The sequence below is a fragment of the Klebsiella sp. JN_Kp126 genome, from assembly GCF_033843325.1.
Classification (GTDB): Bacteria; Pseudomonadota; Gammaproteobacteria; order Enterobacterales; family Enterobacteriaceae; genus Klebsiella; species Klebsiella michiganensis.
The window spans coordinates 52,724-65,771 of sequence record NZ_JAWXQV010000084.1 but is presented as its reverse complement, the minus strand read 5'-3'; the positions used below and the strand labels follow the sequence as shown (position 1 = coordinate 65,771).

General features: G+C 53.9%; 5 protein-coding genes and 4 pseudogenes. 4 read left to right on the top strand and 5 right to left on the bottom strand.

Going from position 1 to position 13,048, the window contains the following annotated elements; genetic code table 11:
* Window positions 1-15: 15 nt before the first annotated feature.
* The 3 genes and pseudogenes from SIK97_RS20825 to SIK97_RS20815 all read left to right on the top strand — a co-directional run bounded on the left by SIK97_RS20825 (window position 16) and on the right by SIK97_RS20815 (window position 3,774).
* Window positions 16-963: an acetamidase/formamidase family protein gene (locus tag SIK97_RS20825; protein WP_004118225.1), complete on the top strand. Its 948-nt coding sequence runs from the start codon at window positions 16-18 to the stop codon at window positions 961-963.
* Window positions 964-970: 7 nt separating this feature from the next.
* Complete coding sequence (locus SIK97_RS20820; protein WP_004118832.1) at window positions 971-2,704, top strand: ABC transporter ATP-binding protein; 1,734 nt, start codon at window positions 971-973, stop codon at window positions 2,702-2,704.
* A gap of 375 nt (window positions 2,705-3,079) precedes the next feature.
* Window positions 3,080-3,774: pseudogene (locus SIK97_RS20815) on the top strand (IS1-like element IS1A family transposase).
* A gap of 14 nt (window positions 3,775-3,788) precedes the next feature.
* On the opposite strand, the pseudogene SIK97_RS20810 reads toward SIK97_RS20815, so the two are convergent.
* The 4 genes and pseudogenes from SIK97_RS20810 to lacI all read right to left on the bottom strand — a co-directional run.
* Window positions 3,789-3,929: pseudogene (locus SIK97_RS20810) on the bottom strand (maltose acetyltransferase domain-containing protein); the annotation flags it as partial.
* 65 nt (window positions 3,930-3,994) lie between these two features.
* Window positions 3,995-5,248 (bottom strand): lactose permease, encoded by a 1,254-nt coding sequence (gene lacY, locus SIK97_RS20805; RefSeq protein ID WP_003846917.1) that lies wholly within the window; start codon window positions 5,246-5,248, stop codon window positions 3,995-3,997.
* 51 nt (window positions 5,249-5,299) lie between these two features.
* Window positions 5,300-8,374: a beta-galactosidase gene (lacZ, locus tag SIK97_RS20800; RefSeq protein WP_057173951.1), complete on the bottom strand. Its 3,075-nt coding sequence runs from the start codon at window positions 8,372-8,374 to the stop codon at window positions 5,300-5,302.
* 121 nt (window positions 8,375-8,495) lie between these two features.
* A complete protein-coding gene (gene lacI / locus SIK97_RS20795; RefSeq protein ID WP_004206569.1) occupies window positions 8,496-9,578 on the bottom strand; it encodes a DNA-binding transcriptional repressor LacI in 1,083 nt (360 codons plus the stop codon).
* 352 nt (window positions 9,579-9,930) lie between these two features.
* Here lacI and SIK97_RS20790 point away from each other — a divergent pair.
* A pseudogene (locus tag SIK97_RS20790) lies at window positions 9,931-10,940 on the top strand (zinc-binding alcohol dehydrogenase family protein).
* 359 nt (window positions 10,941-11,299) lie between these two features.
* On the opposite strand, the pseudogene SIK97_RS20785 reads toward SIK97_RS20790, so the two are convergent.
* Window positions 11,300-13,027, bottom strand: a pseudogene (locus SIK97_RS20785) (Tn3 family transposase); the annotation flags it as partial.
* Window positions 13,028-13,048: the final 21 nt, after the last annotated feature.

Here is a 13,048-nt window from a genome sequence, read left to right as displayed (position 1 = left end):
TAAAGGAGAGTCAGGATGTGCCAAAATTGTCTGGTGAAGACCATTCATCATGCTCAACATCATTTCGGCTGGGATAACAGCCTGAGCCCGGTCCTGCACGTAGCTTCCGGCAGCCAACTGGAGTTTCACTGCCTGGATGCGGCTAACGGCTGGTTCAACGCCGGTTCTACCGCAGCGGATATCCCAACGCTGCCGTTTGATAAGCTCAACCCGGTCAGTGGCCCGGTCTATGTGGAAGGCGCTCAGCCGGGCGATGCGCTAAAGGTGACGCTGGAATCCTTTCGTCCCAGCGGCTTTGGCTGGACTGCGAATATCCCGGGCTTCGGCCTGCTGGCCGATCAGTTTTCTGATCCGGCGCTGACGCTGTGGCAATATGACCGCCAGGGCTTAACCCCCTGCGCCTTTGGCCGATATGGCCGCGTACCGCTGAAACCCTTCGCCGGTACCCTCGGCGTCGCTCCCGCCGCCGCGGGCCATCATTCGGTGGTGCCGCCGCGCCGCGTGGGCGGCAATCTGGATATTCGCGATCTGGCCGCTGGCTGCACATTATGGCTACCGGTGGAAGTAGAAGGCGCGTTGTTTTCTATTGGTGACACCCACGCCGCGCAGGGCGATGGTGAAGTCTGCGGCACGGCGATTGAAAGCGCGATGGACGTGGTGGTGAAGCTGGAAGTGGTTAAAGATATGCCGCTGAAAACGCCGCGTTTCGCCACCCCTGGCCCAGTGACCCAACATCTGGATCGGCACGGCTACAGCGCCTTCACCGGCATTGGCCCTGACCTGATGACCGCCGCCCGCGACGCGGTAAGCTATACCATCGATGCGCTGTGCCGCGAACAAGGGATGTCGGCGGAAGAGGCCTATATGCTCTGCTCCGTGTGCGGCGATCTGCGCATCAGCGAAATCGTCGATCGGCCTAACTGGGTGGTGTCGTTCTATTTTCCCAACAGCGTGTTTAATTAGGAGCGTTATGTCAGCAGTCCTATTTCCGGCGCCGCTGCTCTCGGTCGAGCGCCTGTCGATCCAGTTTGGTACACAGCGGGTGGTGGATGACGTCAGCTTTGCGCTCTGGCCGGGAAAAACTCTGTGCATTGCCGGCGAGTCGGGCAGCGGTAAATCGCTGACTTCGCTGGCGATCATGGGTTTGCTTCCGGAGGAGGCACAGATTCCAGGCGGCGCGATTATTTTTGATAACCAGGATTTGCTCAGCCTGCCGGAGCGGCAAATGCAGCTGCTGCGCGGCAAGTCGGTTGCCATGATTTTTCAGGAACCGATGACCTCGCTCAATCCGCTGATGACGGTGGGCCAGCAGCTGGAAGAGACGCTGCAACGCCACGAAGTGCTGGGCCGCCGTGAACGGCGCAGCCGGGTCAGCACGATGCTGGACGCGGTCAAAATCAGTCATGTGGAGAAGCGCCTGCAACAGTATCCGCACGAGCTTTCCGGCGGTATGCGCCAGCGGGTGATGATCGCCATGGCAATGCTGTGCCAGCCACAGGTGCTGATTGCCGATGAGCCGACCACGGCCCTCGACGTCACTATTCAGGCGCAGATCCTCGAGTTGATGCGCGAACTGCAGCAGGCGTTTTCCACCAGCCTGCTGTTGATCACCCACGATATGGGAGTGGTGGCAGAAATGGCCGATGATGTGCTGGTCATGAGTCACGGCAAAATCATGGAGCAGGCTCCGGCAAAAACGCTGTTTACCTCGCCGCAGGCGGCTTATACCCGCCAGCTGTTGCAGGCGGTACCGGTGCTGGGCCAGGCGCCCGCGCTGGCGCCGGTCGAGGCGACGCGACCGTTGCTCAGCGTCCGCGACCTCAGCGTGCGCTTTCCGGTGCGCGGCGACGGCCTGCGCGTGCGTCGCGAAGTCCATGCCGTCGATGGCGTCAGCTTCGATCTTTTCCCCGGCGAGACGTTGGGCATCGTCGGTGAAAGCGGCTGCGGTAAATCGACGACGGCAAAAGCGCTGATGAATATGGTGCCATTTAGCGGCAGCGCGCAGCTTAACGGACAGGAGCTGCACGGCCTGAAGGACGAGGCGTTAAGAGCGGTACGCCGCGATTTGCAGATGGTGTTTCAGGATCCCTGGGCGGCGCTCAATCCGCGCAAAACTATTTTCGACCTGGTTGGGGAGCCGCTGCTGATTCATGAGCAGATGCCCGCAGTACAGCGCACGGAGCGGGTGGCGCAGCTATTGCAGCAGGTCGGCCTGCCAGCGGAAGCGATGCGGCGTTATCCGCACCAGTTTTCCGGCGGCCAGCGCCAGCGCATTTGCATTGCCCGCGCGCTGGCGCTGAACCCGAAAGTGATCATCGCCGATGAATCGGTTTCCGCGCTGGATGTTTCAGTACAGGCGCAGGTGCTGACGCTGCTGGAAGATTTGCGTCAGCGCTATCGGCTCAGCTATCTGTTTATTTCCCATGATATGGCGGTGGTGGAGCGCATCTGCCACCGGGTAGCGGTGATGTTTGGCGGCCAGCTCGTGGAGATCGGCCCACGAGATCGAGTGTTGCACCATCCGCAGCATCCTTATACTCAGCACTTGCTCAGCGCCGTTCCTATACCTGACGTTCAGCAAAGACGGCAACCCCGAGCCACCAGCGCAATGCCGATAAGACCAGAACCGATCAAACCCATCGGCTATCAGAGAGTACCGCAGCGCTTTACCGATTTTGGCGACGGGCACCTCGTCGCCTGCTGAACAAAAAAGCATTCAAACCGGCGGATTTCCGCCGGTGGCAACACTGTTGCCACACAACTCGACGAGAGGCCATTAAACTGGAAAAGTTAGCACATAGCAGGACATAGAGCCGGTCTAAAATGCCCTAAATGCAACGTACCGTATCTTTTATTGTTAGACAAAACCGGAGGTAAACATGCTTAAACCGTCTTCTCCCTAGTGGCGTGATCTCACCACGCGGGAATTCAGTAAACTGGATATGGCGAATATCGTCGCCGTACTACCTATTTGCGCCGTAGAACAACACGGAGCTCATCTGCCGGTTCGGGTGTTTGCTGCCATTAATGTGAAGTGGTTTACTGATTTAGTGTATGATGGTGTTTTTGAGGTGCTCCAGTGGCTTCTGTTTCTATCAGCTGTCCCTCCTGTTCAGCTACTGACGGGGTGGTGCGTAACGGCAAAAGCACTGCCGGACATCAGCGCTATCTCTGCTCTCACTGCCGTAAAACATGGCAACTGCAGTTCACTTACACCGCTTCTCAACCCGGTACGCACCAGAAAATCATTGATATGGCCATGAATGGTGTTGGATGCCGGACAACCGCCCGCATTATGGGCGTTGGCCTCAACACGATTTTACGTCACTTAAAAACTCAGGCCGCAGTCGGTAACCTCGCGCATACAGCCGGGCAGTGACGTCATCGTCTGCGCGGAAATGGACGAACAGTGGGGCTATGTCGGGGCTAAATCGCGCCAGCGCTGGCTGTTTTACGCGTATGACAGGCTCCGGAAGACGGTTTGCGCACGTATTCGGTGAACGCACTATGGCGACGCTGGGGCGTCTTATGAGCCTGCTGTCACCCTTTGACGTGGTGATATGGATGACGGATGGCTGGCCGCTGTATGAATCCCGCCTGAAGGGAAAGCTGCACGTAATCAGCAAGCGATATACGCAGCGCATTGAGCGACATAACCTGAATCTGAGGCAGCATCTGGCAAGGCTGGGCAGGAAGTCACTGTCGTTCTCAAAATCGGTGGAGCTGCATGACAAAGTCATCGGGCATTATCTGAACATAAAACACTATCAATAAGTTGGAGTCATTACCCTTTTTTCAACTTCTGATGGATGCGAGTGATTGAACTCATACATTAATGTTTTCCCACGAAGTCTTTTTTCAGGTAAGCCTTCGCACATATCGGTAAATAGCTTGCCTGCTTTTATTTTTTCTGTCATCGACATGTTCATTTTTAACATTCCGTCCTGATAAGTTGGTCGGATAAGGCGCTCGCGCCGTATCCGACATTAATTTCTTAAGCGACTTCATTCACCTGGCGACGCAGCAGAGAAAGTGGGCCGGGGCCGCTAAGCGTGAACACGGAAATTAAGGTGAAGCCCAGCGCCACCAGACCCAGCACCAGGTAAGCGCCCTGGAAACCGATGCTTTCATACATATTGCCCGCCAGAATAGACATAAAAATCATCGCCAGTTGCTTAAAGAAGCAGAAACAGACCAGATAAATCGTCGCTGAAAAACGCACTTCAAACTGGCTGGTAATATATTTAAAGCAGCCCACCAGCAGGAACGGTACTTCAAACATATGCAGCGTTTTCAGAATAACCACTTCCAGTGCTGAGGTAGCGAACGATGAGCCAATAATACGTACTGACATAATAGTGCCAGCCAGCAGCAGGGCGTTTTTCCCACCGATGCGATTAATGATCAGTGGCGCAAAAAACATAATCGAGGCGTTAAGTAATTCGCCCATTGTCGTTACGTAGCCAAATACCCGCGTACCCTGTTCACCGGTAGCAAAGAACGAAGTAAAGAAATTAGCAAACTGTTGGTCAAAAACATCGTAGGTGCAGGAAACGCCAATAACATACAGTGACAAAAACCACAGTTTTGGCTGTCTGAACAGTTCCAGCGCCAGCTTAAGGCTAAATGCCGAATGGTTGGCACCTACCGCATTGGCAACCGTGGCAGAAGAGGGCGCATCCGTTTTGGCGAAAAAGAGTAAAACGGCGAGGATGAATGCACAGCCAGAACCCAGCCAGAAAACAAACTGATTATTGATGGTGAACATGATGCCGACAATCGAGGCACACAGCGCCCAGCCAACACAGCCAAACATCCGCGCGCGACCATATTCGAAATTACTGCGACGGCTGACTTTCTCGATAAATGCCTCTACTGCTGGCGCACCGGCGTTAAAACAAAAGCCTAGATAAATACCACCAACAATCGATCCTACTAAAATGTTGTATTGTAACAGTGGCCCGAAGATAAAAATAAAGAACGGCGCAAACATCACTAACATGCCGGTAATAATCCACAGCAGGTATTTGCGCAGCCCGAGTTTGTCAGAAAGCAGACCAAACAGCGGTTGGAATAATAGCGAGAACAGAGAAATAGCGGCAAAAATAATACCCGTATCACTTTTGCTGATATGGTTGATGTCATGTAGCCAAATCGGGAAAAACGGGAAGTAGGCTCCCATGATAAAAAAGTAAAAGAAAAAGAATAAACCGAACATCCAAAAGTTTGTGTTTTTTAAATAGTACATAATGGATTTCCTTACGCGAAATACGGGCAGACATGGCCTGCCCGGTTATTATTATTTTTGACACCAGAGCAACTGGTAATGGTAGCTACCGGCGCTAAGGTGGAATTCCGCCGACACTGACGGGCTCCAGGAGTCGTCGCCACCAATCCCCATATGGAAACCGTCGATATTCAGCCATGTGCCTTCTTCCGCGTGCAGCAGATGGCGATGGCTGGTTTCCATCAGTTGCTGTTGACTGTAGCGGCTGATGTTGAACTGGAAGTCGCCGCGCCACTGGTGTGGGCCATAATTCAATTCGCGCGTCCCGCAGCGCAGACCGTTTTCGCTCGGGAAGACGTACGGGGTATACATGTCTGACAATGGCAGATCCCAGCGGTCAAAACAGGCCGCAGTAAGGCGGTCGGGATAGTTTTCTTGCGGCCCTAATCCGAGCCAGTTTACCCGCTCTGCTACCTGCGCCAGCTGGCAGGTCAGGCCAATCCGCGCCGGATGTGGCGTATTGCTCGCCACTTCAACATCAACGGTAATCGCCATTTGACCACTTCCATCAATCCGGTAGGTTTTCCGGCTGATAAATAAGGTTTTCCCCTGATGCTGCCACGCGTGGACCGTGGTAATCAGCACCGCGTCGGCAAGCGTATCTGCCGTGCACTGCAACAACGCTGCTTCGGCCTGGTAATGGCCCGCCGCCTTCCAGCGTTCGACCCAGGCGTTAGGGTCAATGCGGGTCGCTTCACTTACGCCAATGTCGTTATCCAGCGGTGCGCGGGTGAACTGATCGCGCAGCGGCGTCAGCAGTTGTTTTTTATCGCCAATCCACATCTGTGAAAGAAAGCCTGACTGGCGGTTAAATTGCCAACGCTTATTATCCAGCTCGATGCAAAAATCCGTTTCGCTGGTGGTCAGTTGCGGGATGGCGTGGGGCGCGGAGGGGAGTGTCACGCTGAGGTTTTCCGCCAGACGCCACTGCTGCCAGGCGCTGATGTGTCCGGCTGCTGACCATGTGGTCGCGTTCGGTTGCACTACGTGAACCGTTAGCCTGAGTTGTCCGGCGCTCTTCGGCTGCGGTAGTCCAGGCAGTTCAATCAACTGTTTACCTTGTGGAGCGACATCCAGAGGCACTTCACCGCTTGCCAGCGGCTTGCCATCCAGCGCCACCATCCAGTGCAGGAGCTCGTTATCGCTATGACGGAACAGGTATTCGCTGGTCACTTCGATGGTTCGCCCGGATAAACTGAACTGGAAAAACTGCTGCTGGTGTTTTGCTTCCGTCAGCGCCGGATGCGGCGTGCGGTCGGCAAAGACCAGACCGTTCATGCAGAACTGGCGATCATTCGGCGTATCGCCAAAATCACCGCCGTAAGCCGACCACGGATTGCCATTTTCATCATATTTAATCAGCGACTGATCCACCCAGTCCCAGACGAAGCCGCCCTGTAAACGGGGGTACTGACGAAACGCCTGCCAGTATTTAGCGAAGCCGCCAAGACTGTTACCCATCGCGTGGGCGTATTCGCAAAGGATCAGCGGGCGCGTCTCTCCAGGCAACGAAAGCCATTTTTTGATGGACCATTTCGGCACAGCCGGGAAGGGCTGGTCTTCATCCACGCGCGCGTACATCGGGCAAATAATATCGGTTGCGAAGGTGTCGGCTCCGCCGCCTTCATACTGTACCGGGCGGGAAGGATCGACAGATTTGATCCAGCGATAGAGTGCGTCGTGATTAGCGCCGTGGCCTGATTCATTCCCCAGCGACCAGATGATCACACTCGGGTGATTACGATCGCGCTGCACCATTCGCGTTACGCGTTCGCTCATCGCGGGTAGCCAGCGCGGATCATCGGTCAGACGATTCATTGGCACCATGCCGTGGGTTTCAATGTTGGCTTCATCCACCACATACAGGCCGTAGTGGTCGCACAGCGTGTACCACAGCGGATGGTTCGGATAATGCGAACAGCGCACGGCGTTAAAGTTATTCTGCTTCATCAGCAGGATATCCTGCACCATCGTCTGCTCATCCATGACCTGACCATGCAGAGGATGATGCTCGTGACGGTTAACGCCGCGAATCAGCAACGGCTTGCCGTTCAGCAGCAGCAGACCATTTTCAATCCGCACCTCGCGGAAACCGACATCGCAGGCTTCTGCTTCAATCAGCGTGCCGTCGGCGGTGTGCAGTTCAACCACCGCACGATAGAGATTCGGGATTTCGGCGCTCCACAGTTTCGGGTTTTCGACGTTCAGACGTAGGGTGACGTGATCGGCATAACCACCACGCTCATCGATAATTTCACCGCCGAAAGGCGCGGTGCCGCTGGCGACCTGCGTTTCACCCTGCCACAAAGAAACCGTCACCCGCAGCTCATCGCGCAGCTCGCCGTACATCTGAACGTCTGCCTCCAGTACAGCGCGGCTGAAATCATCATTAAAGTGAGTGGCTACATGGAAATCGCTGATTTGCGTGCTCGGTTTATGCAGCAACGAGACGTCACGGAAAATGCCGCTCATCCGCCACATATCCTGATCTTCCAGATAACTGCCGTCACTCCAGCGCAGCACCATCACCGCGAGGCGGTTTTCTCCGGCGTGTAAAAATGCGCTCAGGTCAAATTCAGACGGCAAACGACTGTCCTGTCCGTAACCGACCCAGCGCCCGTTGCACCACAAATGAAACGCCGAGTTAACACCATCAAAAATAATTCGCGTCTGGCCTTCCTGTAGCCAGCTTTCATCAACATTAAATGTGAGCGAGTAACAACCCGTCGGATTCTCCGTGGGAACATACGGCGGATTGACCGCAATGGGATAGGTCACGTTGGTGTAGATAGGCGCATCGTAACCGTGCATCTGCCAGTTTGAGGGGACGATGACAGTATCGGCGTCAGGAAGATCGCGCTCCAGCCAGCTTTCTGGTACCGCTTCTGGTGCCGGAAACCAGGCAAAGCGCCATTCACCATTCAGGCTGCGCGACTCTTGGGAAGGGCGATCGGTGCGAGCCTCTTCGCTATTACGCCAGCTGGCGAAAGGGGGATGTGCCGCAAGGCGATTAAGTTGGGTAACGCCAGGGTTTTCCCAGTCACGACGTTGTAATACGACGGCCAGTGAATCCGTAATCATTGTCATAGTTGTATCCTGCGTGAATTGTTATCCGCTCACATTTTCGCATAACATACGAGCCGGACACATAGAGTGTAAAGCCTGGGGTGCCTAATGAGTGAGCTGACTCACATTAATTGCGTTGCGCTCACTGCCCGCTTTCAAGTCGGGAAACTTGTCGTGCCAGCTGCATTAAGGAATCTGCCAACGTGCGGGGAGAGGTGGTTTGCGTATTGGGCGGTAGGGTGGTTTTTCTTTTCACCAGTGAGACGGGCAACAGCTGATTGCTCTTCACCGCCTGGCCCTGAGAGAGTTTCAGCAAGCGGTCCACGCTGGTTTGCCCCAGCAGGCGAAAATCCTGTTTGATGGTGGTTAACGGCGGGATATAACACGAGCTGTCTTCGGTATCGTCGTATCCCACTACCGAGATATCCGCACCAACGCGCAACCCGGACTCGGTAATGGCGCGCATTGCGCCCAGCGCCATCTGATCGTTGGCAACCAGCATCGCAGTGGGAACGATGCCCTCATTTAGCATTTGCATGGTTTGTTGAAAACCGGACATGGCACTCCAGTCGCCTTCCCGTTCCGCTATCGGATGAATTTGATTGCGAGTGAGATATTTATGCCAGCCCGCCAGACGCAGACGCGCCGAGACAGAACTTAATGGGCCCGCTAACAGCGCGATTTGCTGGTGACCCAATGCGACCAGATGCTCCACGCCCAGTCGCGTACCGTCTTCATGGGAGAAAATAATACTGTTGATGGGAGTCTGGTCAGAGACATCAAGAAATAACGCCGGAACATTAGCGCAGGCAGCTTCCACAGCAATGGCATCCTGGTCATCCAGCGGATAGTTAATGATCAGCCCACTGACGCGTTGCGCGAGAAGATTGTGCACCGCCGCTTTACAGGCTTCGACGCCGCTTCGTTCTACCATCGACACCACCACGCTGGCACCCAGTTGATCGGCGCGAGATTTAATCGCCGCGACAATTTGCGACGGCGCGTGCAGGGCCAGACTGGAGGTAGCAACGCCAATCAGCAACGACTGTTTCCCCGCCAGTTGTTGTGCCACGCGGTTGGGAATGTAGTTCAGCTGCGCCATCGCCGCTTCCACCTTTTCCCGCGTTTTCGCAGAGACGTGGCTGGCCTGGTTCACCACGCGGGAAACGGTCTGATAAGAGACACCGGCATACTCTGCGACATCGTATAGCGTTACTGGTTTCACATTTACCACCCTGAATTGACTCTCTTCGGGTGCTATCATGCCATACCACGAAATGTTTTGCGCCATTCGGAGGGGGCACGCCGAAGTGAGATTCAAAATGCCGACGTCAGTTCACAGGTGGGTAATGATACCAACGTGTTGATTTCGTATTTTCACTGACACCAGGATCATCCTGATGTTACAAGGATTGAATGACTACAGATTAAAATAGTCATCAACAGGTTGACAGCATTACCCAGCGCCCGCTTTCCGCGTATTTTTCGATTTGCACTGCCGGGGGCACTGGCGGGTATCGCGTTCCGCACACTTTTACATTTATTTATCTGGTGACTGACCTTTTTAAGGAGACAGAATGAAAGCCGTTGGTTTCTGGCAACCCGGGAAAGTACATCCGTTATTGAAGATTTGTCGCTTCCCCACCCATCCATGCCCAAGGGGCGTGATCTTTTGATCAGAGTCAGGGCGGTCGCGGTTAACCCACGGGACCTGAAAAGCCGGCGAAACATCAGTCCCTCTGCAGGCAATCCGGTAGTTATGGGATACGACGCTTCCGGTGTTGTTGAAGCAACCGGACCAGATGTGACGCTGTTCAGGCCAGGTGACCACGTTTTCTATGCCGGTGTGCTCGATCGCCAGGGAGCCAACGCAGAGTTTCAGCTGGTTGACGAACGCATTACGGGGATAAAGCCGGCAGCACTAAGTTTTGAAGCTGCAGCGTCGGTTCCTCTGACCGGTCTGACAGCCTGGGAAATGTTATTTGATCGTCTGCAGTTGTCAGTGAACGGAGATGCTGATCAGACCCTGTTGATGCTTGGCGGTGCGGGCGGAGTCCCTTGTATGGCTATACAGCTTGCCCGCACTCTGAGTCGGGTGAACATCATCGGGACTGCCTCCCGGCAGGAGAGTGTCAGAGCGGTTCGCGGGTTTGGTGCGCATTATGTCCTGGATCATTCATCTGCGCTTGCGCCACAGGTTGCCAGCCTTGCTGGACTCCCTCCCATTACCCGGATTTTCTCAACGTACACCACGCCATCTGCCTGGGAAAATATGGCCGAAATTATTGCCCCACAAGGCCGTATCGGACTCATCGACGACCCTGAACCACTGGATCTGCGTTTGATCAAATTTAAGAGCGTTTCTGTTCACTGGGAGGCAATGTTTACCCGCCCCATGCATGCTACTGCGGACATGTCTAAACAGCATTATATTCTTAACAAACTCTCATGCATGCTGGATTCCGGTAAGCTCAAACCTCCGTTGCTGGCAGAGTATGGCAGGCTGAATGCTAAAGCACTTCGCCGGGCTCATGAGGACATGGAAAATAAAAATGTGAACGGGAAAATTGTTTTTTCAGGGTTCTGATGAACAGGCCTGTCAGAGTAAAAAAAGATTCGGGTTCAGCACAATGCTGAATTCTGTCTGGCTATAGAGTAAGAATCGTACCGGAATTGAGCATTTACCCTCAGTACCTGCGGATGAAAAAGCAGTCTGCCCTGACATACTGAACAATCCCTTCTCATAAGATGCCTCTCTTTTGCTGTTTAAAGAGCTGAGCAGTCCGGGCGGAGACTGACCTCGTTCCGCTTTCCAAGCGACCCCCTTGTTGAAAGTGCGACAAAAGAGATAGGGCGAATGACTATACTTCGCTCATAGCTGCCCGCCATGCCAGCTCAAAAAACAGGCTTAACGTAGGATATTTTCCGTTTTCCAAGCGGCCCCCTTTTAGGGTGAGGGAGCATGCCATAAACCAGATCGCCAAAAGGGGATGCTGCTGAAGGGACACTGTTATCCAGCGGGGTAATTTTCACGCCTTTATCCGATATATCAACATCGGGTAAATCACCGGCCAGCGCCATCGCGTTAACTTCTTCCAGACGCGATGCAAGAAGCGTCAAACGGCTCTTGATGTATTCATGGCAATCGGCCGGAACAGCAAGGGGTAACTGGTTATCCCGGAGTGATTTTTCAAAATCGTCTGACGGGATCAGATAATCATCGAAATTCCTGTAGCGGCGTGACCCCTTTACCCAGGTGTCACCTGAACGTAAGGCTCCCTTCAGTTCATTCAGCACGCAAAATTCGTAATATTTTCGGTCAATGCCGGTGGGGGTGATCACAACCTTTCTCCAGCTTTCCGGGATGAACCCGATTGGCGCGGAAGGCGGTACTTTTCGGAGTTGTTTTCTATACATATCTCTGACGGTATCCAATGCGTCACTGAGCTGCATTGCGGCGGGTGCAGCCCTGAACTGCAACACGGACAGCATCCGGGGGGCGTATTTACGCAGCGTACTGTATTTTTCTGTGATCAGATGCAACGGGTCGAAGTTGTCCTTACGTGACAGGAACCGCGTCTCTTCCACGCTGTTGATGAATTCCTGCCAGGGAAGGACGTCTTCTATTGCGGCCCAGGGATCTTCCCCGGACTCTCTGGCGTTAAGTAATGCCTGTCCGACGGTAACGTATTGCTTCAGTTTACTCTGAATCAGCTTTCCCGTTTGCTGGAGCCGCTCGCCCTGAGTACGTTTTGCCCTGCTGAACAGACTACTCAGAATACGCTCGTGCAGATCAATAACTTCGTCAGTCAGGGTGGATCTGGCCTCCGATATGATACAAACCAGCGAGGCATAACGGCGAACATCCGTGAATCTTGCCAGATCCCGGCTACTCATTTTCCTGCCTTCGCGTGCGAGTTTCAGGAGTCGGTTCTGGTGAACGGAAAGTGCAATGCCGTCAGGGAGTGCCAGCGACTCAATCGCATTTAACCGGTCGATATGTTGCAGGACATTTTTACCATTAATTTTTCCCGGAGGCTGGAGCAGCCAGGCCAGCCGTGAAGGTTGCTCACCCTCAGATACCAACAGACGGTCCAGTGCCGCTTTATGCCCTGGTTCAAGCTGCGCGGTAAGCGCAGAAAAAACCGCCCTGTCGGCAAGTGTTGTTGCTTCGGCCAGGGTTCGTTCGATCACTTCAACAGAGGGGAAAATAACCTTATTATTGTGGAGCCAGGAGAGCATTTCCTCCGCAAGTAAAAAACCTCTGTCTGTCCGCATGGCGTGGGGATAAAGGTGGCGAATACAGGTTTTTTGCAGCGCCCGGTTAAAAGGGGATAATTCCAGGTAGCGGTAGAGTTCAGCCAGATGTTCCCAGCGGGTGACCTCTCTTGATGCATACTCGGCCCACAAATCAGACTGGACTTTCAAATGAGCCGCCAGCCTGAAGACAACACAGTCGTGAGGTGAAATACTTTTGTCGGGAGGAAACCCTAGTCCTCGCAAATAACAGAGTAAAACTGCAAAGCCCAGACGGTTAGCTGGCCTGCGGTGTTTATTAATGAGCGCGAGGTCATGTTCACTCAGAAAGCACCTGCGCGTCAGAAATACGTCATCATCTGGCACAATCAACAAGCGTTCTTTTTCTTCACTACTGAGTATTTGTCTCCGTGGCATAAATGCTTCCCCTGCACATAG

Bases quoted from the DNA above. Each gene is read 5' to 3' on its own strand.
- SIK97_RS20825 (WP_004118225.1), top strand. From the start codon at position 16: ATGTGCCAAAATTGTCTGGTGAAGACCATTCATCATGCTCAACATCAT.
- lacY (WP_003846917.1), bottom strand. From the start codon at position 5,248: ATGTACTATTTAAAAAACACAAACTTTTGGATGTTCGGTTTATTCTTT.
- lacZ (WP_057173951.1), bottom strand. From the start codon at position 8,374: ATGACAATGATTACGGATTCACTGGCCGTCGTATTACAACGTCGTGAC.
- SIK97_RS20820 (WP_004118832.1), top strand. From the start codon at position 971: ATGTCAGCAGTCCTATTTCCGGCGCCGCTGCTCTCGGTCGAGCGCCTG.